This window comes from Roseibium sp. RKSG952 (assembly GCF_009711355.1).
The window spans coordinates 20898-45783 of record NZ_SMMF01000949.1 but is presented as its reverse complement, the minus strand read 5'-3'; the positions used below and the strand labels follow the sequence as shown (position 1 = coordinate 45783).

Sequence of the window (24886 nt, the reverse complement as noted above, 5' to 3'; positions counted from 1 at the left end):
AAATTAGTCTTGCATGGCCCCTGTCAGCTTCGACAGGGGCTTTTCGTTGCGGTCAATTGTATGAACGCCACTCTGCGAAACGCGTGATAGGACGCAGACCAGCGCGTTCCATTAATCCTGCTGAAGCTGAGTTGAACTCGGCATAGGTGGTCGCCAGAACCTGCCCGCCAACTTCGTGCAGCATGTTACGGGCAGCCTCTAACAGCGCCAGGCCAATGCCTTGTCTGCGTTGTTCAGAATCGACGCAGATATGGTGGACCATTGCACGAGTTTCCGATGCACGGATCGGAGTCGCATCGCGATTTTCGATTTCGATAATGGCGTATCCCAACAACTCTTCGTCCTTCTCATAACCCAAGGCATGCATGTCGTGTTGAGAAAGCCAGGTTTGTAGATGTGTAATCATGTCTCGATCTTCGGGCAGAGGTGCATATCGATCTGGTTGGTGCATCAAATGCAAGTCATGGACCTGATGCAGCAAGGGCAAAAGCCGACGGGACTGCGAGGGTGGGATTTTGACTATGGTCATCGAGAAAGCTCCAAACAAAAAAAGGGCGGGTCTTTTGGACCCGCCCTTTCGCTTTGAATTTGGTGCCGCGTTATTCGCGGTTGCCGAACAGTTGCAGCAGGAACATGAACATGTTGATAAAGTCCAGATACAGGCTCAACGCGCCCATGATCGCGGCTTTACCCAGCCATTCCTGATCGCCCGAATGGGCCATCTGCAGGTAGGTGTTCTTAATGTTCTGAGTGTCGTACGCCGTCAGGCCCGCGAAGATCAGCACGCCTAGGACCGAGATGGCAAAAGCGACAGCCGAAGAGGCCAGGAAGATGTTCACGACCATTGCTACGATCAGGCCGATTACACCCATGATCAGGAACGTGCCCATCGCGGACAGGTCTTTTTTGGTCGTATACCCGTACAGCGAAAGGCCTGCGAAGGCGATTGCTGTGATCAGGAACACCTGAATGATTGACTGGCCGGTGAAGACCAGGAAAATCCAGCTGATCGATACACCCATGACAGCGGCAAACAGGTAGAACACCGTCTGTGCACCGGCTGCGGACAGGCGGTTGATCCCGGCGCTAAAGCCAAAGATGAAGGCCAGCGGGGCGAACATGATCACCCATTTAAGGGGCGAGGCGAACAGTGCATATCCGAGCGAAGTCAGATATTTGGTCTCGCTCAACTGCGCTGCGGCCGCCGAGGGATCAGTTGTGGTTGCCAGGCCGGCAATTGCCCAAGCCGCCGCAAATGTGATCAGCATGCCTACGGACATTGTGCCGTAGACTTTGTTCATGTGGGCGCGCAGGCCCTCGTCAATCTCGGCAGCGCGCGCACCGGTCGCCGTCCGGATCGTATCGAATTGTGCCATTAAGGGTCTCCCTTCGAAAGTCTTTGCTCAGTTCGCAATTGCGAACCGATTTCCCTGCAAATATCGGAGAGTGAGGCACATGTTTCAAGAGTTTTACGCTGAAAACCCGCTGAATCTGTCAGCAATTTTGGCGACTGACGTGTCGCAGTCGCCAAATTGTGCTTTCAGGTCATTTAATACAGTCGTTTGTGCCAGTTATCAGGCGCGTCCCAAAATGGGCGGGCGGCTTCGGTGTCCGCCTCTGCGCGGGAAACTCCGATGTCTTCAAGGGCGCGGTCGTCAAGTTTGGCAAGGCTGCGACGCTGCCGAGCCAGGCCTAAAAGGGTCCACAATCCAAGGCCTTTGGACGGTCTCCGATGTGCGCATTTCTTTGAAACAGCAACTTGGGTCATAATCTTTGTCCTTTCCTTGCTCTGTGATGTTTTTTCTGCTTTTCATCAACTTCCTTGATTTATATGGCGCAACGTGACACATTTTAAAAATGAATGTTTATGAGGAGAACCATAAGGATTCTTGAACATGCGAAATTTGGACATAACAACCCTGCGGTCATTCGTGGCTGTCGCTGACCATGGTGGCGTGACTCGTGCTGCCGGGTTCCTGCACCTGACACAGTCGGCCGTATCAATGCAGCTCAAACGGCTAGAGGAATTGTTGGGGCTGGAACTGCTGGATCGCAGTGGTCGGACGATTGCGCTTACTGCATCTGGTGAGCAGTTGCTTGCCTACGCTCGGCGTATGGTGGCTCTGAATGACGAGGTGATTTCGAAGCTTACCGATCAGGCTTTTGAGGGTGAGGTGGTGCTGGGTGTGCCGCATGACATCGTGTATCCGGCTATCCCTCGCGTTCTGCAGCGCTTCAACGCTGATTTTCCGCGCGTCAGGGTGCAGCTGGTGTCGTCATATACCCTGCAACTGAAGGAGATGTTCCGGCGCGGTGAATGTGACGTGATCCTGACGACCGAGGCATCGGCCCCGGACGGAGGTGAAACCGTCGCAGAGTTGCCTTTGCGTTGGATTGGCGCGCCGGGCGGGTCGGCATGGCGTCGTCGCCCGATTCCTCTCGCGCTGGGTCGTCGCTGCATGTTCAGGCCTCAAGTGATCTCGGCTCTGGATGCCGCTGGTATTCCATGGGAGCTGTCGGTTGAGACCGAAAATGACCGCACGATCGAAGCAACTGTGAGCGCCGATCTTGCGGTTCACGCAATGCTCGAGGGAACCGAGGCCGCACACCTGGAAAAAATCGAATCCGGAGGTGTGCTGCCGGAACTGCCTGCACATGTGATCAACCTCTATGGCGGTGACGCAGGGCGCGGCGCGGTTGTCGAGGCGTTGGCCTCGTTGGTTCGTCAGAATTTCCGTTTGCTTGGCGGAGTGCCTCTCAAGGCTGTTGTCGGCTGAGGGAACTCAAGGCGTAATCACGATTTTGCCGGTAGACTTGCGCTCTTTCAGAAGTGTCATGCCTTCAGCCACGTCCTTCAGTGGCAGGGTGTGGCTGATATGCGGTTTGATCCGTCCTTCTGCGTGCCAGCGGAACAGTGTGTCAAAGCTATTCCGAACAATTTCAGGGCGAAAATTCAGATACCCGCCGATGTAAAAACCAATCACGGTCAGATTCTTGACCAGCAGATGGTTGGCCGGAATCTGCGGCACGTCTCCACCGGCGAAACCGATGGGCAGCAGGCGCCCTTCGGGATTCGTCGCGCGGAAGGCCGCCTTGAAGACATCGCCGCCGATGGCGTCATAAACCACGTCTGCGCCCCCAAGCGACTTGACCCGCTCACGCAAATCTTCGTCCGCATCAATCAAGTGATCTGCGCCAGCGGCTTGTGCAACGGCCAGCTTATCCTCACCCCGGGCCTGTGCGATCACAGTGGCGCCCATCAGTTTTCCGATTTCTACGGCAGTCAGGCCAACTCCACCTGCGGCCCCGGTAACCAAAAGCGTTTCACCCGGTCTGAGATGTGCGCGATGGTCCAGCGCAATGTGGCTGGTCCCATATGCAATCTGAATGGCTGCAGCGTCCTCAAAGCTTGTGGATTCGGGAAGGGGAATTGCGCGGTTTGCGTCAAAGACACCAAACTCTGCCAATCCGCCTTGCCCGGAATAGATTGCGACGCGATCCCCTGTTTTCAGATGAGAGACATTGGGCCCGACCTCATCAACGACACCTGCAACTTCCATGCCCTGCGTAAACGGAGCGGCCGGGGTATCCTGATAAGTACCCTTCTGCATCAGCAGATCCGCAAAATTCAGGCCACATGCGCGAATGGCCACGCGCACCTGGCCTTCGCTCGGGGTGGGGAGGTCTACCTCACAAAGCTCGGCCTTAGCACCGGCTGATTGAATTCGATATGCCAACATGAATGCTCTCCGTCTTGGCGACATAGGCCGGTGAGATGGTCGGATTGTCAATCGTTCGGGAAAGCCACGCAGCGCGCGTCTGAGGAAACCCTTTGTTTCCCTTGTGGAAACGACGATAGCAATTTCGGTCGCGGCACAACCACAAACCTTTGTACTTTGTTACGGACTCAACCTTCTTGAAAAAAATCCTAAAAGCGGCAATATTGGCGCATAGTGCTGTTTCGGGGGGCACGATCCGAATTAGGGAGTTCTTAATTGCTGACTCGCTAGCTTAGCGGTCATGACTGATGTCGCGTTTCCCGGACGGTTGTGTGTGTAGTAGAGGAGAATACCAATGACCCATCCCGTCGATGTCCATGTGGGCAAGCGTGTCCGGCATCGCCGCTGGCTGATTGGCATGACCCAGCAGCAGTTGGCGCAGCAAGTTGGTATCAAGTTTCAGCAAATCCAGAAGTATGAGACGGGTGCCAACCGGATCAGCGCATCACGCCTTTGGGATATCGCCGAGGCATTGGACGTTCCGGTTAGCTTTTTCTTTGAAGGCCTGGAAGAGGTTCAGAAGGAAGATGCCGACAAGAAATCGGTTCCTGCCGACCTGATGGGCGACAAAGAAGCGCTTGATCTGGTGCGTTCGTACTACGCAATTCCTGAGAACCAGCGCCGCCGTCTGTTCGAACTCGCTCGCGTGCTTAGCGACGTCGCCTGAGACAAGCGCTTGACACTTGGGTGATCTGGACGCACGGGTAGTGCATGCAGAACACTCAGCTTAGCGATCTTGAGGTTGCCGACAAAATGGCCGACGCAGCGCGTGCGGCTATACTCCCTTTTTTTCGGCAATCGAATCTGGAAACAGACAACAAACTTTCTGCCGGTTTCGACCCGGTCACAGTTGCGGATCGCGAAGCCGAAAAGGCGATGCGTGCAGTTTTGGCTGAATTTCGCCCGAATGACGGGATTTTGGGCGAAGAGTTCGGCCACAACGATGGAACCAGCGGTCGAACCTGGGTTATCGACCCAATCGACGGCACGCGAGGCTTCATCAGCGGCACACCCACATGGGGTGTGCTGATTGCGCTTAGCGAAGCAAACGGACCAATACTCGGGGTCATTGATCAGCCATATATTGGAGAACGGTTTGTGGGTGGCAGCGATGTTGCCCACATGATCGGTCCGCAAGGAAAATCTCCATTGGGTACCCGATCCACCCGCGATCTGAACGACGCGATCCTGTTCACCACCTTTCCCGAAGTTGGCACGCCAACCGAAGCAGAGGCATTCAGGGCCGTCGCCCAACACGTTAAGCTGACGCGCTATGGCATGGATTGTTACGCCTACGCACTGCTGGCCGCGGGGCAGGTGGATCTTGTGATCGAAGCCGGGTTGAATTCCTATGACATTCAGGCACCGATTGGTCTGATCCAGGCAGCAGGCGGGGTCGTGACGGATTGGCAAGGTGAGCCCGCACATAATGGCGGGCGAGCGCTTGCGGCGGCAAATCCGGATATTCACGCTGCTGCCTTAGAGATTTTGCGGAGCTTCTGAATTCTGTTGCTGCATCGGGGTCGCTCGACTAAACATATTCTGGCCGGTTCTTAAGCCCGTTTTCCACCGGCCTTCGCATTCTTGGCATGAGACGGGCATATGCAGGAGTGCGAAGAATGTCCGAAATCCTCATTAAAAACGCTGACACCATCCTGACCATGGATGACACACGCCAGGAATTGACTGGCGCAGATATTTTGATCCGAGATGGTCAAATTTCACAGATCGGCCATGGGCTTAATACAATGGGAGAGGTTCACGATGCATCCGGTTGCGTCGTCACACCGGGCCTCGTGAACACGCACCACCATCTTTACCAAACTCTGACACGCGCGGTTCCCGGCGGACAGGATGCATTGCTGTTTGGGTGGCTCAAAACACTCTATCCAATCTGGGCGCGTTTTGGTCCGACCGAGATGTTCACCTCGGCGCAGATCGGGTTGGCAGAACTGGCTTTGTCCGGCTGTACCCTCAGTTCAGACCATCTTTATCTCTATCCGAATGGATCGAGACTGGACGACACAATCGCCGCCGCGTCCGAATTGGGGCTGCGTTTTCAGCCTACGCGAGGCGCAATGAGCATTGGCGAAAGTGACGGTGGTTTGCCCCCGGACAGTTTGGTCGAAGCAGAAGCGGACATACTCGAAGACATGATCCGCGTGGTAGACGCCTTTCATGATCCGTCTGAGGGGTCCATGTGCCGTGTGGGTCTTGCACCCTGTTCTCCGTTCTCGGTCAGCCGGGATCTGATGCGCGACGCCGCTTTGTTGGCGCGTGACAAGGGTGTGATGCTGCACACCCACCTAGCCGAAAATGACGAAGACATCGCCTATTCCGAGGCGCAGTTCGGATGTCGTCCCGGACAATATGCCGAAGAACTGGGCTGGACTGGTCCGGATGTCTGGCATGCGCATTGCGTCAAGTTGGACGGGGCCGAGATTGATCTGTTTGCCAGAACGGGGACCGGGGTTGCGCATTGCCCATGTTCGAATTGTAGGTTGGGTTCAGGTATCGCGCCTGTCCGTGCGATGCGGGATCAGGGAGTAAATGTTGGATTGGGCGCTGATGGTTCAGCAAGCAACGACAACGGCAACCTGATGCTTGAGGCGCGACAGGCCATGTTGTTGCAGCGTGTTGCGAACGGGGCTGATGCGATGTCTTCCCGCGAAGCGCTGGAGATCGCGACCCGTGGTGGCGCTGATGTTCTGGGCCGTCCGGATTGTGGGCGGCTGCAGCGTGGGAAACGCGCGGATATCGCCATTTGGGACATGCGAAGCATCGAGAGCGCGGGCAGCTGGGATCCCGCCGCTCTGCTGTTGGCGGGACCGATGCGGGTCAAACACCTGTTTGTCGAAGGAAGGCAGATTGTGCGCGATGGTCAGATCACGACCATCGATTTGCCTCGTGTCATCGAACGCCAGAACAGGCTGGCGATGGCCTTGCAGAACTGAACTATGTTTGGTGCGTGACCGCTCGACCGCTGATCCAGACATCGGCAATCGCGCGGTCATCGCCCATCATGATTGTCGGGAAAACGGCTTCCCACAGATCGTCCGCATTGGCTTCTCGCTGGGCGATCGCAGGCGTTGAGGCAAGGTTCAGAACAACCAGATCAGCCTCCATGCCGGGTGCGATGTTGCCAATGCAGTCACCCATGCGCAGTGTACGTGCAGATCCGACCGTACCCAGCCACAGCAATTGTGCCGGATGCAGCGGACGACCACGCAGCTGTCCGATCTCGTAGGCAGCGGCCATGGTGCGCAGCATCGAGAAGCTGGATCCGCCACCTGTATCCGTGGCCAGGCCCACGCGATGCCCATCGGAAATCAAGCCATTCATGTCAAACAAGCCCGAACCAATAAACGTGTTGGAGGTCGGGCAGTGAATCAGCGCTGCATCCACCTCGCGCAAGCGATCACGTTCACGATCCTCCAGATGAATGACATGACCATAAAGGCCGCGACCACCCAGAAGGCCGAATTGCTCGTAAGTATCGAGATAATCGCGCGCATTCGGGAACAACGACCGGACCCACTCGATCTCATCCGTTTGTTCGCTGAGATGGGTCTGCATCAGACAGTCGGGATGTTCCGCCCAAAGTGCGCCCATCGCCTCCAGCTGGTCCGGGGTGGATGTGGGCGAGAAGCGGGGTGTGATGGCATAAGAGATTCTGCCAGTGCCGTGCCACTTTTCCAGCAGAGCCTTGGACTGATCATACCCCGATTGCGCAGTGTCTCGCAGACCTTCGGGCGCGTTCCGATCCATGCAGGTCTTGCCTGCCACGACCCGCTGTCCGCGCTCCTGTGCTGCGGTAAAGAAGGCATCAACGCTTTCGGGATGGATGGTGCAGAAGCTGCACATCGTTGTGGTCCCGTGTGCAGCGGTCAGGTCCAGATAGCGGTTGGCAATTTCCGAAGCATACTCAGGCGAGCCGAATTTCATCTCTTCGGGGAAGGTGTAGGTATTCAACCAATCGATCAGGCGCTTGCCCCAGCTGGCGATCATCGCGGTCTGCGGGTAGTGCACATGCGGATCAACAAAACCCGCCATGATCAGTTGCTCACCATAATCCTTAACGTTGGCATCGGGATTGGCACGGGTCAGATCATCGGCTGAGCCCAACGCAACAATACGCCCTGCTTCGATCAAAACCGCTTCATTTACTGTGGCTGCGTCGGTCGGTTCACCCTCGAATGGTGAGCCGTCAAAACTCAGTACGCGCCCTTTCAAAAGCGTCTTTTGCGCCATTTGCCCTGTTCTCCGCCTGTTTGGGATCGCGTTACAGCATAGGCGGAGGAAAGATGTGGGTAAATTAGACCATTGTCATTGTTTTCCGGTAGCTGCTTCTTCTATTTAGGGGCCAATCACCAAACAAAGGGGGCAGCGCATGACGACAGGCACTGATGAGGTCAGACCCGATCAGTCCCGGGACGACGACGCCTATGCGCTGGATCGGCGGACCGTTGCGGCGATCCTTTATGCGGTTGATGTTGATGACCGTATGAAGCTGATCGAGCTGATGGAACCGCTGCACGCGGCTGACATCGCTGACCTTCTGGAACAGATCAATCCTTATGATCGTGCACGCCTGATCCGATTGTATGACAAGGAGTTCGACGGCGATATCCTGTCGGAACTCGATGAAGCGCTACGGGAAGAGGTGATTGGCGTCCTGAAGCCAGACGTGCTGGCCGAAGCTGTTCGCGACATGGAAAGTGACGATGTCGTCGACTTGCTCGAAGACCTCGAAGAGCCACAGCAGGAGACGATTCTTGATGCGCTTGAGGATTCCGAGCGTATCGCCGCCGAGCAGGCACTGTCCTATCCTGAGAACTCCGCTGGTCGTCTTATGCAGCGCGAGGTCGTCATGTCACCCGAGCACTGGACAGTGGGACAGGCGATTGACTTCATGCGGGCCAATGATGATCTGCCCGAGCAATTCTATCACGTCATTCTTGTTGATCCGCGGCTGAAACCCGTTGCGCAGGTCACCCTTGGCAAGCTTATGGCTGCCCGACGCGATGTTCCGCTTCACGACATTGCCGAAGAAGAGTTTCACATCATCCCGGTCGATCAGGATGAAGAGGATGTGGCCTATGCCTTCAATCAGTACCACCTGATTTCAGCCCCGGTGGTCGATGGCGACGGGCGGCTGGTTGGCGTTATCACCATTGATGACGCAATGGTCGTTCTGGACGAGGAATACGAAGAGGACATGCTGCGTCTTGCGGGTGTCAGCGACGAAAGCTCATTGTCCGATAGTGTTGCGGCAACCAGTAAGCGGCGTTTGCCCTGGCTGGCGGTGAACCTGTGCACGGCGATCTGTGGATCACTGGTGATTTCGCAGTTCGAAGGGGCCATCGATCAGCTGGTGGCGCTGGCCATTCTGATGCCGATCGTGGCTTCGATGGGTGGGAATGCCGGTACTCAATCCCTGACGGTTGCTGTTCGGGCGCTGGCGACACGCGACCTGACCGGTTCGAACGTTGGGCGCGTTATCCGGCGAGAGTTATTGGTCGGTATGCTGAACGGGCTGTGTTTTGCGGTGGTGTTGGGCACCGTGGGTATGATGTGGTTTGACTCTCCGTGGCTGGGTGTCGTGATCGGATCGGCGCTGGTCGTGAATATGATCATCGCAGGCTTTGCAGGTACGGTAGTACCGGTGGTGCTGGACCGTATGGGTGTTGACCCGGCGCTGGCGTCAGGAACCTTTGTAACGACTACAACGGATGTCATGGGTTTCTTCATATTCCTTGGGCTCGCCAGCGTGGTGCTATTGTGACCGAAACAACTGATCTGACTGAAATAAAGGCCGCTGCACGCAAGGCGGCATTTGCGCGTCGTAAGGCTGCCTTTGACGGCCGCCAGCCGGGCGTGGCTGGGCGCCTGTCCGAGGTTCTTGCCGGTCACCGTGGTGTTCCAATGTCGGGTTACATGCCCATCCGCACCGAGATTGACCCCCTGCCAGCGATGGCCGAGGCCGCTGCTTACGGCCCAGTTGGCGTGCCTGTCATACAGGCGGCAGGGCAAGCGCTGCGCTTTTCCCGCTGGACACCGGAGGGAGCGTTAAAAGACGGCCCCTTCGGGGCTATGGTGCCTGAAATTGATGACTATTTCGATCCCGAGATATTGGTCGTTCCACTTGTCGCCTTTGATACGAAAGGTGGCCGGCTGGGATATGGTGGCGGGTTTTATGACCGGACGCTGGAAGGGTTGCGCGCCAAACGCCCGACGCTGGCCATCGGTTTTGCCTTTGACGCGCAGGAAGCCGAAGATCTGCCGCTTGAACCGACAGATCAGCCGCTGGACATGGTCATCACGGAAAGCCGCGTTCTGACTTTCTGAAATCTATTTTTCGAAGTGGCTGCGCAGATAGTCCCAAGCATCCACTTCGGTACCATCCTTTAGAATGCAAACGCCGTATTCGCTGCCATCGGTATTCTTGCGGATCTGATACTCGCCCTCATTCTCGATACAGAATGTGGCGGCCGGATTTGCCATTGTTGTTCTGGTGGTGGCTTGCGCTAATGCACTTGTGGCTGTGAGTGCTGCAAGGGTCGCGATCGCAATAGGTTTCATCAAATTCTCCTTCGATATCAATTTCCATGAAACAGATTGGTATATTTGTATGTGAATGCAAGCCCGTAGGACGGCGCGTAATTGGCACGGTTCCGCCTTGTTATTGCCGCCTCCAGCCCCTAGGACGCCTTTTATGAGGATTTTGTTTCTGGGTGATGTGATGGGGCGCGCCGGTCGCGCTGCCATCCAGCAGCATCTGCCGCGTCTGCGTGACGAATGGCGGTTGGATTTCGTGGTAGTGAACGGTGAGAATGCCTCGAACGGAATGGGGCTGACCGGGGATCACGCCAAACTGCTTCTGGATTCCGGCGCAGATTGCGTGACACTGGGCGATCATGCGTTCGACCAGAAAGATATGCTGCAATTCATCGAGAAAGAGCCGCGCATCGTCCGGCCGGTAAACTTTGCCAAAGGGGCACCGGGGCGGGGGCATCGTCTCTTTACCGCGCCCGGCGGCCGCAAAGTGCTCGTGGTTCAGGTTCTTGGGCAGGTTTTCATGAAACGGCCATTTGACGATCCTTTCTCGGCGATTGAACCAATCCTGAAATCACACCCTCGAGGAGGGCAAGCGCAGGCCATCATCGTGGACATGCATTGCGAGGCCACGTCGGAAAAAATGGCCATGGGTCACTATTGCGACAAACGTGCGAGCCTTGTGGTGGGTACACATACCCATGTGCCGACGGCTGATGCTCAGATTCTACCGGGGGGTACGGCTTACCTGACCGACGCAGGAATGTGCGGCGACTACGATTCCGTCATCGGTATGGACAAGCAGGAGCCCATGCGCCGCTTCATCACCGGTATGCCCAAGGCGCGATTTACACCCGCGAATGGCGAGGCCACCTTAAGCGGTGTGTTTGTGGAAACCGATGATCGCGACGGTCAGGCCAAGTCTGTGCGCATGGTGCGGGTCGGTGGGCGTCTGGAACAAGCAGGTCCTTGAGTAACACGTCAGGCTTGCCCTGCAGCGTTCTATGCGTGAAACTGCCTACTAGGCGCTTTTGCCAGACCAGGGTTCGGACAGAATACCACGAATGCAATTCCTTCAACTGACAGATACAGGCAGTGCAATTCTCGCACTGGTGGTTGTTGCGGGCATGTTCATCATGTTCTTGCGCGAAGTTTACCCGACCGAGGTTGTAGCCATTGGCGGTGTCGCCCTGATGCTGGTCACCGGTATCCTGCCTTATCAAAGCGCATTGGCGGTGCTGTCAAACCCGGCGCCTTGGACGATTGCAGCAATGTTCATCATCATGGGCGCGCTGGTTCGCACTGGGGCACTGGATGCGTTCACATCGACGGCGCAGAAACAGGCGCAGGTCAATCCTAAGATCGCAATCGCAACACTTATGGCATTTGTGGTTTTCGCCTCAGCGGTGGTATCGAATACACCCGTCGTTGTGGTGATGATCCCTGTCTTCGTACAGATCGCGCGAACGCTGAATGTCCCGGCTTCGAAACTTCTGATCCCGCTGAGCTATGCGGCCATACTGGGTGGAACTCTGACCCTGATCGGGACATCCACCAACCTGCTTGTCGACGGTGTCGCACGTGCGCAGGGACTACCTGCCTTCACCATCTTCGAAGTCACACCTCTTGGCATCGCGCTGGTGATTTACGGCATGTTCTATCTGCGGTTCATCGCACCGCGTCTGTTGCCGGATCGCGATAGCATGGCCAGCATGCTCAGCGACCGATCAAAGATGAAGTTCTTTACCGAAGCCGTTGTGCCGCCAGACAGTAATCTGATCGATCGCGAAGTCACAGGCGTGCGTTTGTTCAAGCGCCCGGGTGTTCGTCTGATCGACGTTATCAGGGGTGACGACTCGCTGCGCCGGAACTTGAAGGGCGTTACCCTGAAGGTTGGCGACCGGGTCGTTTTACGTACTGAGATGACAGAATTGCTGAGCCTTCAGCGCAACCCCGAACTCAAGCGGGTTGATCAGGTTTCTGCTGTGGAAACCAAGACGGTCGAAGTTCTTATTACGCCGGGTTGTCGCATGGTGGGGCGTACACTGGGTGCACTGCGCTTGCGTCGACGGTATGGTGTATACGTACTTGCAGTCCACCGCCGGAACCAGAATATCGGTCGCCAGCTGGACGATTTGGTCGTCCGCGTTGGTGATACACTGCTGTTAGAGGGCGCGCCCGCCGATATCCAGAAACTGGCTGCCGATATGGACATGGTGGATGTTTCTCAGCCATCAGCGCGTGCTTTCCGTCGAAGCCATGCCCCGATCGCTATTGGATCACTGGCGGGCATCGTCGTGCTTGCCGCGCTTGGCGTTGCACCGATCCTTCTGCTGTCGATTCTTGCGGTCGCCGTTGTCCTGCTGACCCGCTGTATTGACGCTGATGAGGCGTTTTCCTTTGTTGAAGGTCGCCTGCTGGCGCTGATCTTTGCAATGTTGGCTATCGGTGCTGCACTGGATCATTCCGGGGCGGTGTCGTTGATTGTCGAAGCTGTTGCCCCGGGTTTGAGCATGCTCCCACCGTTCCTGATTGTTTGGGCGGTGTATCTGCTCACATCGGTGCTGACAGAGATGGTTTCGAACAACGCGGTTGCGGTTGTGGTAACGCCGATTGCCATCGGCCTCGCGCAGGCGGTCGGAATCGACCCGCGTCCGTTGGTTGTGGCGGTCATGGTGGCGGCCTCCGCGTCTTTTGCCACGCCGATCGGATACCAGACGAACATGATGGTCTATGGCCCCGGCGGATACCGGTTCCTGGATTTCATGAAGGTTGGCATCCCACTTAACCTGACCTGCGGTCTGTTGGCCTCGCTCTTAATTCCATTGATCTGGCCGCTCTGAAACCGGCGTGGAATCGCCGAGACTGGTTTAAGAGCCTTGTAAACCAAAGCGATTACACGATCCTTTAGAGTAGAGATTTTCAGAAGGGGATTGAGATATGCCCAAGACCGGACGGGCCGTTCTGGCCAGCACAGCGATTTGGGCCACTTTGTGTGGGGCTGGTATCGCTGGAACAATTCAGGGTTCGGCAACCTATCGTGAGAAGATTGCGGTTCCACCCGATGCAACCCTTTATGTTGAACTTCAGGATGTATCCAAGGCCGATGCACCCGCCGAGATACTGGGGGCTCAGCGATATGCACTGACCGGTGTGCCTGCGGATTTTGAGCTGACTTATGATGATGCACTGATCAAGGACAATATGCGCTATGTGGTTCGTGGATCGATTTATCAGGGTCAGAAACTGATATTCACTACGGATACCGCCTATCCGGTTCTGACAGACGGGGCAGGCGATTCCGCTGATCTGGTTTTGGTAAAAGTACAACCTCAAGGGGTTGCCATGCTCGAAAACACCACATGGAATGCGGCTGTCTTGCAGGGCGCTGCACTGAATACTGACAAACGTCCTGAAATATCGTTTGCGGCGGGTGGCGCGTTTTCGGGGACCAGCGGTTGCAATCGCTTCAACGGTCAGGCCGAGATCTCGGGTAGCAGTATCGACTTTCCTGACAACATGGCCGCGACCCTGATGGCTTGCCCGCCTCCGCTTGATGAGGTTGAGCGACAATTCTTCAAGGCGCTGCAAAGCACGACAACATATGCGTTGAAGGGGGAAAGGCTCGCTTTCCTGAATGCAGCGGGTGAACCTGTGGTTCAGTTCACCCTCTCTCAGTAGAACGGCAATTGGTCACGCGACCGCGCGTGACCGACCAGCATTCCGACCCGAGAAGATACAGCCACCAAGGAAGGTTCCTTCAAGCGCATTGTATCCGTGGTAGCCGCCGCCGCCAAAGCCTGCGACCTCGCCGGCAGCAAACAGGCCCGGCACGACCTGTCCGTCGGCACCGACCATCTGGCTGTCCAGGTTAGTTTGCAGCCCGCCCAGCGTCTTGCGGGTGAGTACATGCAGTTTTACCGCGATCAGAGGGCCATTCGCCGGATCAAGGAACTTGTGTGGCTTCGCCGTCCGGATCAGCTTGTCCCCCCGGTAGTTGCGTGCCGCAAGGATGGCCATCATCTGTGCGTCTTTCGAGAACGGATTGTCGACCTGTGAATCACGTGCCTCGATCTGAGCGCGCAGATGCGCTTCGTCGATCAGTCCGCCGCCAAGGTGGTTCATGCCGCTCACCAGTTCGGTCAGCGTATTGGCGACGACAAAATCTTCGCCTTTCTCCTTGAACGCCTCGACCGGACCAGTTGCCTTGGAGCCTGACAGGACTCGCTGGCGAATGACTTCTTTCCAACTGCCCGAGGTGAAATCCGGGTTCTGTTCTGAACCCGAAAGGGCGAATTCCTTCTTGATCACTTTCTGGGTCAGCACGAACCAGCTGTATTCATATCCGGTTTTTAGGATTTCGCGCAGCGTCCCCAACGTATCAAAACCCGGCAAGCAGGGCGGTTGCAGCCGGTTGCCTTCGGCATCAAACCACATCGAACTTGGCCCCGGCAGAATGCGGATGCCATGTGCGGGCCAGATCGGATCCCAGTTTCGGACGCCTTCAGTGTAGTGCCACATGCGGTCGCCGTTGATGATATGCCCGCCCGCCTTTTCGCTGATTGGGATCATCCGGCCATCGACGTGAAAGGGCACACCTGCCACCATATTCTCTGGCGGTTTGCCAAGCCGGTCCTGAGGCCAGTTCTTGCGCACCATCTCAAAGTTCCCACCGATCCCGCCCGAGGTTACGATGACGGATGGTGCGTAGAATTCGAACTCGCCTACCTCATCCCGGTTGGTTTTGCCGCCGCGCTGCGCGATGTCATCTGCCAGAACTTCGCCCGAGATGCCTTTGGCGGATCCATTTTGCATAATGATGTGACTGACCTGATGGCGGAACTTCAAGTCGATGAGACCCGCGCTGACATGTTCACGTACGCGGCGAATGAAATGTTCCAGAACGCCCGGCCCGGTGCCCCATGTGATGTGAAACCGCGGAACCGAGTTCCCATGGCCATCTGCGTACGATCCGCCACGTTCGGCCCAACCCACAACCGGGAACCAGCGCAGGCCCATCTCATGCAGCCATGGGCGCATCTCACCGGCCGCGAACTCAACATACGCCTCAGCCCATTTGCGGGGCCACAGGTCGTCCTCGCGATCGAACTGAGCGCTGCCCATCCAGTCACGTAGAGCCAGATCCTGACTGTCGCGAATGCCCATGCGGCGCTGTTCTGGCGTGTTGACCATGAACAAACCGCCCAGGCTCCAGAATGCTTGCCCTCCCAGGAAATGCTCAGGCTCCTGATCGACAACAATCACCTTCTTGCCGCGATCTCCAAGTTCGGCCGCTGCCGCAAGCCCTGCAAGACCACCCCCGACGACAATCGCATCTGCTGTGTTGTTGGTCATCGGAAATCCTTTCAGCGGTTACGGAACCAGACAAGAAACGGGATTGCGACGGCATACATCGTGATCCCATAAACGGCCGATGGCAGCGCCAGAGGGCTGAAGCCACTTTCCGTACCGGTGATGAGCGCAGCCAGTGTAATACCCAGGGTCGAGTTTTGAATGCCGGTTTCGATCGAGATCGTCTTGCTTTCGTTCCACGACAGATTTGCAGCGCGCGCCAGACCAAGCCCGATCAGTAAAAGTGCTACGTTCAGTGAAATCAACCCGGCGCCCATGATCCCGAGATTGTCGACGAAAAGTTGCCAGTTTCCAGCCAGGGCAGCGACAACGATCAGGACAAACAGGACGGTTGCCAGCTTGGACAATCCCGTATCGATCCTGTTGGCAAATCCCGTGGCAAAATGACGAAGACTGACACCGATTGCCACTGGCAGCGTGGTGATCAGGAACATCGCAATGGCAAGCCCGCTGATCGAAACCTCTGGGGCGTCTTCGCCCATAAAGTGGTTGATTGACCACGCCGCCAGCACAGGAACGGTGATGATGGACAACAGGCTGATCACGGCGGTCAGGCTGACAGACAGGGCCACGTCAGCTTTCGCAAGTTTGGACAGGATGTTGCTGGTAACGCCACCGGGACAAAAACTGAGCAGCATAAAGCCAACCGCAATTTCCGGTGGCAATGCAAAGAGTTTGACGGTGATGAACGCCGCGACGGGTAACAGTATCACCTGGCATATCGCGCCGATGGCGAAAGGGTATCGCCTGCTTATGACGCGCCTGAAATCGGCAACCTCCAATCCGATACCCAGAGACAGCATGATTATGGCCAGCGATACGGGCAGGCCGACATTGATTAGCAGATCCAAGAAACAACTCCTCCCAAAGCCGTTCGGACCAGCCTAAGCGAGGGAGATTGGAACAGGCAACCGCGCCGTTGGGTCACTCGTACCGTTGGGCAAACCGGCGCAGGATTTCGCCTGGCTGTGTCACATCAGCTGCATGACACATATCGATCAGAGATTGTGCATCTTCAGGAGGGAAATAGCCGTGGTTTTTGTAGATGTTTATGCGCTGCTCAAAGTCCCGTGCATCGGCCTCGGGGTGAAATTGCGTGGCATAGACATTCTTGCCCCAGCGGATCATCTGATACGGGCAGGGGGCGGACGACACCAGATGCACACACCCTTCGGGCAATTCCTGCACCGCTTCTTTGTGCCCGACAAAGGCTTCGAACTCGGGCAGCAGCCCTGCGGTCATGGGGTCATCGGCTGCGTCGGCGGTCAACTGGCATGTCGATGGGCCGACAGGCTCTCCGTATTGTTTCTTGCTGACCGCTCCACCCAGGTGTGCCGCCAGAATACCCAAACCATAGCAGCATCCCATGAAGGGGTGATCATTCGCCGTAATCTGAGGCATGAGGCCCATGATCGCACTTTCAATCCGCGCGTCCATTTCAGATTTGGTGGCTGGATCATCGCTGACACAGCCGGGACCGCCACCAACGATGACACCGGCATAGTCGGTCACCTGCAGACCCTCGGGCAGGTCCTCGCAATCCAGCCGGATGCGATGGGTACGTTCGACGGGCAGACCTGTTTTATCCAGAATGGATGCAAATTCCGCATCGGACGCATCAGCTTCGGGGCGCAGTTGGAGGATCAGAAAACGTTTCATAGTCTGCCCTTACCGTGGTCTTGCCCCACCATGCAAGCAGTCGCTCAAAGTGGCCAGAACACAAGGATCGCAGGCACAGATACAGCAATGATCAGTATTTCCAACGGCAGTCCCATGCGCCAGTAGTCGCCAAAACGATAACCGCCCGGACCAAGGACCAGCGTGTTATTCTTATGCCCGATCGGAGTAAGAAACGCTGCCGAAGCCGCAACTGCCACGGTCATGAGGAACGGATCCGGAGAAACCTCCAGCGTGCGGGCCATCTGAATGCCCACCGGAGCGGCCACGATAGCTGTAGCCGTATTGTTCAGAACATCCGACAGGGTCATGGTTACAACCATCAATACGGTTAGGATGGCCCAAGCGGGCAGCCCATCAGTGAGCTGAACCAGAGCATTCGCAATCAGTTCTGTCCCACCCGAAGTTTCCAGCGCGCTGCCCAGCGGGATCATGGACCCAAGCAGCACGACCACTGGCCATTCAATGTGATTGTAGATGTCGGCAATTGGCAGGATCTTAGTCAAAACATAAGCGATGACGACCAGACCAAGGGCAACCGGCAGGTAAATCAGACCAATGCTGGCGGCCAAAACGGCGGCGGCAAACAAACCAATGGCAAGCCACGCTTTGTCGTTTGCGGTTACGTTCAGACCGCGTTGGGCCAGAGGTAAACATCCCAGCCACTCGGTAACATCGACGCTGCGATCCCTTGGGCAGAGCAACAGCAGGATATCACCCGCTTCAACTTCGGTTTTGCGAACCTGTTGTGTAATCCTGCGCCCCTGACGGGAGATGCCCATCAGAACCGTGCTCTGCCGCCACGCCAGTCCAAGACCCTGCGCCGTCCGGCCAGTGATACGCGCACTTTCAGGTGCCACAACCTCGATCACTTCCAGACCTTCGCCTTCTGCCGTCAGCAACTCCTGTCGGCGCGTATCCGAGAAATCGAGATTCAGGGCTGCGCGGAACTCATCCAGTGCTTCGGGCCGCGCTTCAAGAACCAGCGCGTCACCTTCACGCAAGCTGGTGTGCGCAGACCGTCCATAACGCCTTTTGCCATCCCGGATCAGTCCGATAATCGCAACATCGGACTTCTCCGACGCCTCATAGAGCTCACTGACGCGCTTTCCGATATGAGCTGATTCAGGAGGAATCGTCAGTTCTGCGATGTATTCTGCCAGCGCCTCGGAAGTTTCGGTTTGAGGTCCCCGGTTCGGGATCAGCCTCCACCCGACCAGCGACACAAATGCGAGGCCGGCAACCGCAGCCAGACCGCCGACAGGGGCGAAGTCAAACATGCGAAATGGCTCGCCCAGCGTCTCGGCGCGGATTGAGGCGATGATGATGTTGGGTGGGGTGCCGATCAGGGTCGCCATGCCGCCAAGGATGGTCGCAAAGCTTAGCGGCATCAGGGTCAGTCCGACTGATCGCCCTGCTTTTCGTGCGGTCTGAATATCTACGGGCATCAGCAGGGCAAGGGCGGCGACGTTGTTCATGAATGCTGACAGAACGGCACCGATTCCACCCATCAGCGCGATGTGCGCGCCCAGACCACGCGACGCGTCAACCAGGGTGCGTGTGATCAGAAACACCGCGCCCGAACGGACCAATCCGGCCGATACGACCAGAACGAGCGCAACGATGATGGTGGCAGGATGGCCAAACCCCGAGAACGCGTTATCGACGGGCACGACGCCCAATACCACGCCAACCATCAGGGCGGCGAAGGCGACAAGGTCGTATCGAAATCGCCCCCACAACAGCAAAGCAAATACAGTGATGAAAAGGGTAAAAAGAATGATCTGATCTGTCGTCATACCGCCACCATACCCGCGCATTCGCGACGAACAAGCCGATCTCTTGATCCTCGCCCCCGCAAACGTCTATATGTGCGCCAAATACGCAATCACTATCACGAGGACGCAACATGGCAGGCCATTCCAAATGGGCCAACATCCAGCACCGCAAGGGGCGTCAGGACGCCGCGCGGTCCAAATTGTTTTCCAAACTGTCGAAAGAAATCACCGTTGCCGCAAAGATGGGCGACCCTGATCCCGACAAGAACCCACGCCTGCGTCTGGCGGTGAAAGAGGCCAAGTCGAACTCGGTCCCCAAGGACGTGATCGACCGCGCGATCAAGAAATCGGTTGCAGGCGAAGGCGACGATTACGAAGAAATCCGGTACGAGGGCTATGGCCCGAACGGTGTGGCCGTGATCGTCGAGACCATGACCGACAACCGCAACCGGACTGCATCAACAGTGCGCTCGACCTTCTCCAAAAACGGCGGCAACCTGGGCGAGACTGGTTCAGTCGGGTTCATGTTCGAACGCAAGGGTGAAGTTGTTTATACGGCATCTGTTGGCGACGCTGACACCGTTTTCGAAGCGGCGATCGAAGCAGGCGCTGAAGATGTTGAAAGCTCGGACGAAGGCCACATCATCTGGTGCGCGGATACAGATCTGAATGACGTATCCAATGCACTCGAAGCGGCGCTGGGCGAGACCGAGTCCACCAAGCTGGTGTGGAAGCCGACCACCACCACCGAGCTGGGTCTGGAAGACATGCAAAAGCTGATGAAGCTGGTGGATGCCCTGGAAGACGATGATGACGTTCAGCGCGTTACCACGAATTTCGAAGCATCGGATGAGGTCATGGCGCAACTCTGAATTCTGCGACCCTGACGACTGTTTTAAACCCGGCTCAATGAGCCGGGTTTTTCGTTTTTTGCGCGTTAAACTTACCGCTTGGCCGAAATTGTTTGAGGTTATAGGCTTGTGGTCAGATGGCAAAACGACGGGGAAATGGCGGATAAGTCCACGACCGATCTCGAAAGGCGAAACGTCCCTGTATTGGCAGGGCAGAGTATTCTGTCGCAAGTCGCGTGGACAATGGGCAGCCCGTCAGTTGTTCTGCCTTTTCTGGCGGTCTCCCTTGAAATGCCAATGTTTTTGGCTGGAGCACTGGTGTCGGTTCGAAAAATCGGTGGCACGCTGTCGGATGTTTTTCTTGCTGGCCGGATTTCCGCAAAACAACAGAAAAAGCGCGCAATAGCGCTGACTGAAATTGGCATAGGCGCTTGTTTGTTGGTGGCGATTGTTGTTGCTGCGGTTGGAGGTACACCACTGATTGCTGTAGCGTTTGTGGCTGCGTTTTTTTGCATCGGATTGGTGGAAGAGATCCAAAGCCTCATGCTGACAGATCTGCTAGGTGATCATCTGAAGTCGAAATCCAGGATGTGGATGCATTATCTGCAGCTTGGCGCCGGGGGGTTGGGTGCAATCGCACTGACCTTGATACTGCACGAAATTACCAAGGAAAATCCGCCGTTTTCGCGCCACTCGACGGTAATTGCTGCAGCCGTTACCTTTTTTGTTCTTTCCGGTCTGTCCATTCTTGCGATGGCAGAGCTGGCCCGGGATGACAAAACCGGGATGCAGGCCGAACGCCCGCAACACCGGTCGGCAGGTCAGTACATCGGCGACATTCGTGCAATGTTTGATCAGGCCTGGTTCCGGCAATATCTGGTGATGCGGCTGCCGTTGGTTGTGGTTGCGTTGGCCGTGCCATTTTTTGCGTTGATTGCGGCCGAGGCGCATCATGCGACTGCCAAGGGTTTAACCGCCCTAATCATTTCATCGGCATCAGGGTATCTGATCTCTGCGCCATTGTGGCAATTCATAAACATGAAATCGCATCGCGCGGTAATGGTTACCGGGACATTGATGGTGGCCGCGACTGGAGCGGTACTGGTTTCTGTCCACTACATCGGCATTGATCACGATATACACTTGCACGCGGTGGCCTTGTTCATCGTGACGGTGGCGGTGACGGGTATTAGCAGTGCAAGGAAGCTTTATTTCTTGGACGTCGCACCAAAGGAACAACGCGTCAAAGGGTCTGCAGCGATTAAAAGCATCTGCAGACTATCTGCCGTCATAATCTCTGCCGCTTTAGCAGCCGTAGCCCATATGCACGAAGTCGCACTGGCGATCGTGTTCATCGTTATCTGCAGTTTATGGGCCGCATATGCCTGCTATCGCGTGGTCTTGCCAACGAACCGATTGGCAGAGCAACAGACCGGTGCAGCTGAATAAGCGTTGTTGGCACATGGCACGCGATAGCCGGTCGGTCATCTCAGAGTGCTGCGTGCATCTCAAATTTCCTGAGATCTCTTCTGGCCAGAACCATCGAGTGGGCCGTGATGTCATCAATGAGCTCAGGGAAGAGGCAGCATAGTTCCTGCAACTGGTCCTGATCGAAACCACCCGCACTGTTTTCACCCAGATACAGACTTTCGGTCCAGACGCCTTCTGATTGGATGACTTCGTGGCGGTCAAAAAGCAGATGATAATAAGTCACGCTTTCAGGGTTTTGTTGAGAAACCCCCTCAAGAGGTGTCAGGAATTTTGCTGCAGCAAAGGCTTCGTTTTCGGCGAACAGCAGGTTGATTTGGGGACCAAACGAAAGCACCCGATGCATCGGCGAAAGATAGAGATCCCGTTTGGGTAAATTCCGACCCAGTGCGCCCCGCTTAATTCGTATCGGCCGTGTGAAACTCGCCTTACTCAGCATTTTGCGATCCAACGTAGCACGTCCGATCCACTGGATTTTCTGAACGCCGTGATCTCTGGTCTGGACACGATCTCCCACTTCAAGAGACTCGATGGGTAAAGACCCGGTTTCAGTTGTAATTCTTGTCCCAGCAGCAAAGCAGGGCGGTGGAGGTATAGGTGTCAGGTCACCCGGATCACCCTCCTGATCACCATTTTGCTCGGAGTCTTCAGCGAGCACGCTGTCAGACGGAACAGTTCCATCCGTCGGTACAAAGTATATCTCTTTGTCACCCGAGGCGTCCTCGTGTTCGATGTACCAGCCCGTTACGGTCAGCCCATTTTCCAACTCAATCGTGGATTGGTCTTTTAGGGCTGAGATGGTGAAGCCGTCGATCGTGTCTTCACCTTCGGCGATTGTGTCATCCATGTTCTCGTCGGTCAGAGTCACAACGGTCGCGATAGCGGGCTCACCCGCTTTGCCACCGTCACTGCCGGTGTTCCCGAGATAATATGCTGCAACCACATAATCGGTGGCCATTCGCGCGCCCACCTGTACCAGAGAACAAGTTACTACAGGTAGATGAATATATTCGAATTTTAAGTTTCGACAAGTTTTACGCCGAATTGGTGGGTGCACACGTGTGATCAGAAGAAGGATGCAACCTCTTCAAGCGGTTTCTTCAGCTTTGCAACGGAGGGCACGGTTGCATCGTCTGACGGGTGCCCGACCGCTATGATCATCGTCGGTTTTTCCGAAGCCGGGCGATCCAGCGCATCGTTCAGAAAGCGCATTGGGTTGGGCGTGTGCGTCAGTGTGCTAAGGCCTGCGTGGTGCAACGCGGCAAGCAGAAAGCCGGTGGCGATATTCACGCTCTCGGGTACGTAGTAGTTCTTGTAACGCGTACCGTCTTCGAACTGTCCCCAGCGCTGAGCGAAGACCACGATCAGCCAAGGCGCTACGGTCAGATGCTCTTTGACCTCATTGGTTCCAATTGGCTCCAGCGCCTTGATCCACTCATCACCAGCGCCGCCTGCATAGAACCGACGTTCCTCTTCCTCGGCTTCCTCGCGAATGCGTTGCTTCAGCGCCTGATCCGAAATCGCGACAAAGTGCCAGGGCTGGTGATTTGCCCCGGACGGCGCGGTTCCGGCAGTGCGGATGCAGCTTTCAATGACTTCTCGCGACACCGGTCGGTCACAATAGTCTCGTACCGTATGACGCTTACGCATGACCTCATAGAATTCCTGAGCGGCTGCGGCCATCTGTTCATCTGTCAGGTCGCTGCGATCGGGCAGCGGGAGCGGGTCGTAGCTGAGGCTGTCGCGGGAAAACATGTTAATTCTCCAGTAGTTTATGTCTTATCGGGTGGATTTACACCCGGATCAAGGCCTGCGTTGCTGCATCCTTGACTGCGCGGGTCAATGGCGCAAGGGCAGGGGCCAGAATACGCCCGACCTGCCAGGTCAATGCCACGTCCAGATGCGAGTTGGGAACAACCTCACACAATCGATCATCATTGATAAATGGCTGCGCGAGAACTTCGGGATTCATACCCCAACCCAACCCTGCCGCGGCGGCTTCGACAAACCCTTGTGTAGACGGCAGGAAATGCGAAGGGGGTGATATGCGTTGACTGGTCTGTGTCGCGATCCATGCGCGCTGCAGATTGTCCTTTTGGTTGAAGGTCAGACACGGTGCGCGTGCAAGTGAAGTGTGATTGACACCGTCGGCGAACCATTTGTGCATGTAGCCCGGGCTTGCAGTGGCCAGATATCGCAGCGTTCCCAACGCTGTGGCATCGCACCCGGTGACGGATTGACCGCCGACGGTGATTGCTGCGCTGACTTCTCCACGACGCAGCCATTCCGCTGAATGATCCTGATCATCGACGACGAGGTCGAACAACATGTCGTCAACCTGTGCCATGGCATCAATGAACCATGTCGCAAGGCTGTCTGCAGGAACAGCAATTTTAACTCTGGCGGGCCCTGTCGCCCGGTCGATTGCCAGTTCCTGACCTAGTTGTGCCTCAAGCAGTCCGATATCTTCAGCATGTCGGGCAATCCGCAATCCTGCAGGTGTACCTGTGCAGGGCACGCCGCGCTGTACCAGCGCCACACCTACCCGATCCTCAAGCGACTTGATACGCTGTGAAATTGCCGATGGTGTGACTGAAAGTTCGGCAGCTGCAATTTCAAAGCTGCCATGTCGCAGGATCGCAGAAAGAGCGGACAGATGATGTGGATCCAGTTGCATTAGTAGAACTTAATAAGCTTCAGTTTCTTTAATTTGATAAAGCTATTCGAGGCGTCTAGTCAAACTGGCAATGAACAGGAGTCCTCATGTCCGCATCCATGATTGCCGGTTTTGCCCTTGGTTTTAGCCTTATCCTCGCTATCGGCGCACAAAATGCCTTTGTCCTGCGGCAAGGATTGCGGCGCGAGCATGTGTTTGCACTTTGCCTGACCTGCGCAGTTTCAGACGCCATTCTGATCGGTGCGGGCGTAGCGGGATTTGGAACGCTGGCCGAGGCGGCCCCATGGTTTGAAACTGTCATGCGCTATGGGGGCGCGATATTCCTGACATGGTATGGGCTGCGTAGCCTGCAATCTGCCTGGCGGGGTGGGGCAGTCATGGACGTGGATGAGAGCCAACGCACCAGCCTGCGCACCGCTCTGCTCACGGTGCTGGCCTTCACCTGGCTTAACCCGCATGTCTATCTGGATACTGTCGTTCTCATCGGTTCGATCTCGGCACAATATGATGATCGGATGGGTTTTGCCCTTGGGGCTATGTTCTCCAGCTTTGTGTTCTTCTTTTCGCTTGGGTATGGGGCGGGAATTCTGTCCCCTGTCTTTGCCCGCCCGCGCGCGTGGCAAGTGCTGGATATGATCATCGGGATCGTCATGCTGGGCATTGCCTACAAACTTGTTGCGATGTGAAGGGTTGTTCCTCGTCGGGTTT

25 protein-coding genes are annotated in these 24886 nt (G+C 56.1%); 12 read left to right on the top strand and 13 right to left on the bottom strand.

From position 1 onward, the window contains the following. Positions 1-52: 52 nt before the first annotated feature. From E1297_RS32375 to E1297_RS32365, 3 genes are all read right to left on the bottom strand, one after another. Positions 53-529 (bottom strand): GNAT family N-acetyltransferase, encoded by a 477-nt coding sequence (locus E1297_RS32375; RefSeq protein ID WP_155145362.1) that lies wholly within the window; start codon positions 527-529, stop codon positions 53-55. 70 nt (positions 530-599) lie between these two features. After that, positions 600-1376 carry a Bax inhibitor-1/YccA family protein gene (locus tag E1297_RS32370; protein WP_155145360.1) on the bottom strand — a complete coding sequence of 259 codons (777 nt, stop codon included), beginning with the start codon at positions 1374-1376 and terminating at the stop codon, positions 600-602. A gap of 173 nt (positions 1377-1549) precedes the next feature. Further along, the gene (locus tag E1297_RS32365; RefSeq protein WP_155145359.1) at positions 1550-1768 is read right to left on the bottom strand and encodes a DUF1127 domain-containing protein; all 219 of its coding nucleotides are present in this window, start codon (positions 1766-1768) and stop codon (positions 1550-1552) included. A gap of 127 nt (positions 1769-1895) precedes the next feature. Between E1297_RS32365 and E1297_RS32360 the strand changes: the two genes are divergently transcribed. Then, positions 1896-2777, top strand: coding sequence for a LysR family transcriptional regulator (locus tag E1297_RS32360; protein ID WP_155145357.1), 882 nt, complete (start codon positions 1896-1898; stop codon positions 2775-2777). A gap of 6 nt (positions 2778-2783) precedes the next feature. Here E1297_RS32360 and E1297_RS32355 read toward each other — a convergent pair whose 3' ends face one another. Continuing rightward, a complete protein-coding gene (locus E1297_RS32355) occupies positions 2784-3740 on the bottom strand; it encodes an NADPH:quinone oxidoreductase family protein (protein WP_155145355.1) in 957 nt (318 codons plus the stop codon). A 334-nt stretch (positions 3741-4074) separates the two neighbouring features. Here E1297_RS32355 and E1297_RS32350 point away from each other — a divergent pair, with 334 nt between their 5' ends. The 3 genes from E1297_RS32350 to E1297_RS32340 all read left to right on the top strand — a co-directional run bounded on the left by E1297_RS32350 (position 4075) and on the right by E1297_RS32340 (position 6733). Beyond that, positions 4075-4446: a helix-turn-helix domain-containing protein gene (locus E1297_RS32350; protein WP_155145353.1), complete on the top strand. Its 372-nt coding sequence runs from the start codon at positions 4075-4077 to the stop codon at positions 4444-4446. Positions 4447-4490: 44 nt separating this feature from the next. Beyond that, the gene (gene hisN, locus E1297_RS32345; protein ID WP_155145351.1) at positions 4491-5282 is read left to right on the top strand and encodes a histidinol-phosphatase; all 792 of its coding nucleotides are present in this window, start codon (positions 4491-4493) and stop codon (positions 5280-5282) included. 116 nt (positions 5283-5398) lie between these two features. Then, on the top strand, positions 5399-6733 hold the full coding sequence (locus tag E1297_RS32340) for an 8-oxoguanine deaminase (RefSeq protein ID WP_155145349.1): 1335 nt from the start codon (positions 5399-5401) through the stop codon (positions 6731-6733). Between the two features lies 1 nt (position 6734). Here E1297_RS32340 and guaD read toward each other — a convergent pair whose 3' ends face one another. Beyond that, entirely contained in the window at positions 6735-8030 is a 1296-nt protein-coding gene (gene guaD, locus E1297_RS32335) for a guanine deaminase (protein WP_155145347.1), read from the bottom strand. Between the two features lie 139 nt (positions 8031-8169). Between guaD and mgtE the strand changes: the two genes are divergently transcribed. Together mgtE and E1297_RS32325 are read left to right on the top strand one after the other, a co-directional pair. Next, positions 8170-9564 carry a magnesium transporter gene (gene mgtE / locus E1297_RS32330; RefSeq protein WP_155145345.1) on the top strand — a complete coding sequence of 465 codons (1395 nt, stop codon included), beginning with the start codon at positions 8170-8172 and terminating at the stop codon, positions 9562-9564. Next, on the top strand, positions 9561-10127 hold the full coding sequence (locus E1297_RS32325) for a 5-formyltetrahydrofolate cyclo-ligase (protein WP_209016133.1): 567 nt from the start codon (positions 9561-9563) through the stop codon (positions 10125-10127). Before mgtE ends, E1297_RS32325 begins: the two co-directional genes overlap by 4 nt. A 3-nt stretch (positions 10128-10130) precedes the next feature. On the opposite strand, the gene E1297_RS49940 is transcribed toward E1297_RS32325, so the two are convergent. Then, positions 10131-10361, bottom strand: coding sequence for a DUF333 domain-containing protein (locus E1297_RS49940; protein ID WP_170331607.1), 231 nt, complete (start codon positions 10359-10361; stop codon positions 10131-10133). 133 nt (positions 10362-10494) lie between these two features. Here E1297_RS49940 and E1297_RS32315 point away from each other — a divergent pair, with 133 nt between their 5' ends. The 3 genes from E1297_RS32315 (at position 10495) to E1297_RS32305 (ending at position 14015) form a co-directional block, all read left to right on the top strand. Further along, positions 10495-11307 (top strand): TIGR00282 family metallophosphoesterase, encoded by an 813-nt coding sequence (locus E1297_RS32315; protein WP_155145341.1) that lies wholly within the window; start codon positions 10495-10497, stop codon positions 11305-11307. Between the two features lie 91 nt (positions 11308-11398). Beyond that, positions 11399-13177: an SLC13 family permease gene (locus tag E1297_RS32310; protein WP_155145339.1), complete on the top strand. Its 1779-nt coding sequence runs from the start codon at positions 11399-11401 to the stop codon at positions 13175-13177. A gap of 97 nt (positions 13178-13274) precedes the next feature. Continuing rightward, positions 13275-14015, top strand: coding sequence for a YbaY family lipoprotein (locus tag E1297_RS32305; RefSeq protein WP_155145337.1), 741 nt, complete (start codon positions 13275-13277; stop codon positions 14013-14015). Positions 14016-14027: 12 nt separating this feature from the next. Here the strand turns inward: E1297_RS32305 and E1297_RS32300 are convergent, their stop codons facing one another. The 4 genes from E1297_RS32300 to E1297_RS32285 all read right to left on the bottom strand — a co-directional run bounded on the left by E1297_RS32300 (position 14028) and on the right by E1297_RS32285 (position 19183). Then, positions 14028-15689 (bottom strand): FAD-binding dehydrogenase, encoded by a 1662-nt coding sequence (locus E1297_RS32300; RefSeq protein WP_155145334.1) that lies wholly within the window; start codon positions 15687-15689, stop codon positions 14028-14030. An 11-nt stretch (positions 15690-15700) separates the two neighbouring features. Next, positions 15701-16558, bottom strand: a complete 858-nt coding sequence (locus tag E1297_RS32295) for a bile acid:sodium symporter family protein (protein ID WP_155145332.1) — start codon at positions 16556-16558, stop codon at positions 15701-15703. 73 nt (positions 16559-16631) lie between these two features. Further along, on the bottom strand, positions 16632-17366 hold the full coding sequence (locus E1297_RS32290; RefSeq protein ID WP_155145330.1) for a glutamine amidotransferase: 735 nt from the start codon (positions 17364-17366) through the stop codon (positions 16632-16634). Between the two features lie 44 nt (positions 17367-17410). Further along, a complete protein-coding gene (locus tag E1297_RS32285) occupies positions 17411-19183 on the bottom strand; it encodes an SLC13 family permease (protein WP_155145328.1) in 1773 nt (590 codons plus the stop codon). A gap of 110 nt (positions 19184-19293) precedes the next feature. On the opposite strand from E1297_RS32285, the gene E1297_RS32280 reads away from it, so the two are divergent. Together E1297_RS32280 and E1297_RS32275 are read left to right on the top strand one after the other, a co-directional pair. Next, on the top strand, positions 19294-20034 hold the full coding sequence (locus E1297_RS32280; protein WP_155145326.1) for a YebC/PmpR family DNA-binding transcriptional regulator: 741 nt from the start codon (positions 19294-19296) through the stop codon (positions 20032-20034). A 135-nt stretch (positions 20035-20169) separates the two neighbouring features. After that, the gene (locus E1297_RS32275) at positions 20170-21462 is read left to right on the top strand and encodes a permease (RefSeq protein ID WP_155145324.1); all 1293 of its coding nucleotides are present in this window, start codon (positions 20170-20172) and stop codon (positions 21460-21462) included. A gap of 40 nt (positions 21463-21502) precedes the next feature. Here E1297_RS32275 and E1297_RS32270 read toward each other — a convergent pair whose 3' ends face one another. The 3 genes from E1297_RS32270 to E1297_RS32260 form a co-directional block, all read right to left on the bottom strand. Next, entirely contained in the window at positions 21503-22459 is a 957-nt protein-coding gene (locus E1297_RS32270) for a Hint domain-containing protein (protein WP_155145321.1), read from the bottom strand. 107 nt (positions 22460-22566) lie between these two features. Then, positions 22567-23256 carry a nitroreductase family protein gene (locus tag E1297_RS32265; RefSeq protein WP_155145319.1) on the bottom strand — a complete coding sequence of 230 codons (690 nt, stop codon included), beginning with the start codon at positions 23254-23256 and terminating at the stop codon, positions 22567-22569. A 37-nt stretch (positions 23257-23293) separates the two neighbouring features. Next, positions 23294-24178: a LysR family transcriptional regulator ArgP gene (locus E1297_RS32260; RefSeq protein ID WP_155145317.1), complete on the bottom strand. Its 885-nt coding sequence runs from the start codon at positions 24176-24178 to the stop codon at positions 23294-23296. A gap of 86 nt (positions 24179-24264) precedes the next feature. Here E1297_RS32260 and E1297_RS32255 point away from each other — a divergent pair, with 86 nt between their 5' ends. After that, positions 24265-24864 (top strand): LysE/ArgO family amino acid transporter, encoded by a 600-nt coding sequence (locus E1297_RS32255; RefSeq protein WP_155145315.1) that lies wholly within the window; start codon positions 24265-24267, stop codon positions 24862-24864. Positions 24865-24886 lie beyond the last annotated feature (22 nt).

What these genes read in the sequence shown, in the direction of transcription:
- E1297_RS32375 (WP_155145362.1), bottom strand. Translation starts at nt 529, where the DNA reads ATGACCATAGTCAAAATCCCACCCTCGCAGTCCCGTCGGCTTTTGCCC.
- E1297_RS32370 (WP_155145360.1), bottom strand. Translation starts at nt 1,376, where the DNA reads ATGGCACAATTCGATACGATCCGGACGGCGACCGGTGCGCGCGCTGCC.
- E1297_RS32365 (WP_155145359.1), bottom strand. Translation starts at nt 1,768, where the DNA reads ATGACCCAAGTTGCTGTTTCAAAGAAATGCGCACATCGGAGACCGTCC.
- E1297_RS32360 (WP_155145357.1), top strand. Translation starts at nt 1,896, where the DNA reads ATGCGAAATTTGGACATAACAACCCTGCGGTCATTCGTGGCTGTCGCT.
- E1297_RS32355 (WP_155145355.1), bottom strand. Translation starts at nt 3,740, where the DNA reads ATGTTGGCATATCGAATTCAATCAGCCGGTGCTAAGGCCGAGCTTTGT.
- E1297_RS32350 (WP_155145353.1), top strand. Translation starts at nt 4,075, where the DNA reads ATGACCCATCCCGTCGATGTCCATGTGGGCAAGCGTGTCCGGCATCGC.
- hisN (WP_155145351.1), top strand. Translation starts at nt 4,491, where the DNA reads ATGCAGAACACTCAGCTTAGCGATCTTGAGGTTGCCGACAAAATGGCC.
- E1297_RS32340 (WP_155145349.1), top strand. Translation starts at nt 5,399, where the DNA reads ATGTCCGAAATCCTCATTAAAAACGCTGACACCATCCTGACCATGGAT.
- guaD (WP_155145347.1), bottom strand. Translation starts at nt 8,030, where the DNA reads ATGGCGCAAAAGACGCTTTTGAAAGGGCGCGTACTGAGTTTTGACGGC.
- mgtE (WP_155145345.1), top strand. Translation starts at nt 8,170, where the DNA reads ATGACGACAGGCACTGATGAGGTCAGACCCGATCAGTCCCGGGACGAC.
- E1297_RS49940 (WP_170331607.1), bottom strand. Translation starts at nt 10,361, where the DNA reads ATGAAACCTATTGCGATCGCGACCCTTGCAGCACTCACAGCCACAAGT.
- E1297_RS32315 (WP_155145341.1), top strand. Translation starts at nt 10,495, where the DNA reads ATGAGGATTTTGTTTCTGGGTGATGTGATGGGGCGCGCCGGTCGCGCT.
- E1297_RS32310 (WP_155145339.1), top strand. Translation starts at nt 11,399, where the DNA reads ATGCAATTCCTTCAACTGACAGATACAGGCAGTGCAATTCTCGCACTG.
- E1297_RS32305 (WP_155145337.1), top strand. Translation starts at nt 13,275, where the DNA reads ATGCCCAAGACCGGACGGGCCGTTCTGGCCAGCACAGCGATTTGGGCC.
- E1297_RS32300 (WP_155145334.1), bottom strand. Translation starts at nt 15,689, where the DNA reads ATGACCAACAACACAGCAGATGCGATTGTCGTCGGGGGTGGTCTTGCA.
- E1297_RS32290 (WP_155145330.1), bottom strand. Translation starts at nt 17,366, where the DNA reads ATGAAACGTTTTCTGATCCTCCAACTGCGCCCCGAAGCTGATGCGTCC.
- E1297_RS32285 (WP_155145328.1), bottom strand. Translation starts at nt 19,183, where the DNA reads ATGACGACAGATCAGATCATTCTTTTTACCCTTTTCATCACTGTATTT.
- E1297_RS32280 (WP_155145326.1), top strand. Translation starts at nt 19,294, where the DNA reads ATGGCAGGCCATTCCAAATGGGCCAACATCCAGCACCGCAAGGGGCGT.
- E1297_RS32275 (WP_155145324.1), top strand. Translation starts at nt 20,170, where the DNA reads ATGGCGGATAAGTCCACGACCGATCTCGAAAGGCGAAACGTCCCTGTA.
- E1297_RS32270 (WP_155145321.1), bottom strand. Translation starts at nt 22,459, where the DNA reads ATGGCCACCGATTATGTGGTTGCAGCATATTATCTCGGGAACACCGGC.
- E1297_RS32265 (WP_155145319.1), bottom strand. Translation starts at nt 23,256, where the DNA reads ATGTTTTCCCGCGACAGCCTCAGCTACGACCCGCTCCCGCTGCCCGAT.
- E1297_RS32260 (WP_155145317.1), bottom strand. Translation starts at nt 24,178, where the DNA reads ATGCAACTGGATCCACATCATCTGTCCGCTCTTTCTGCGATCCTGCGA.
- E1297_RS32255 (WP_155145315.1), top strand. Translation starts at nt 24,265, where the DNA reads ATGTCCGCATCCATGATTGCCGGTTTTGCCCTTGGTTTTAGCCTTATC.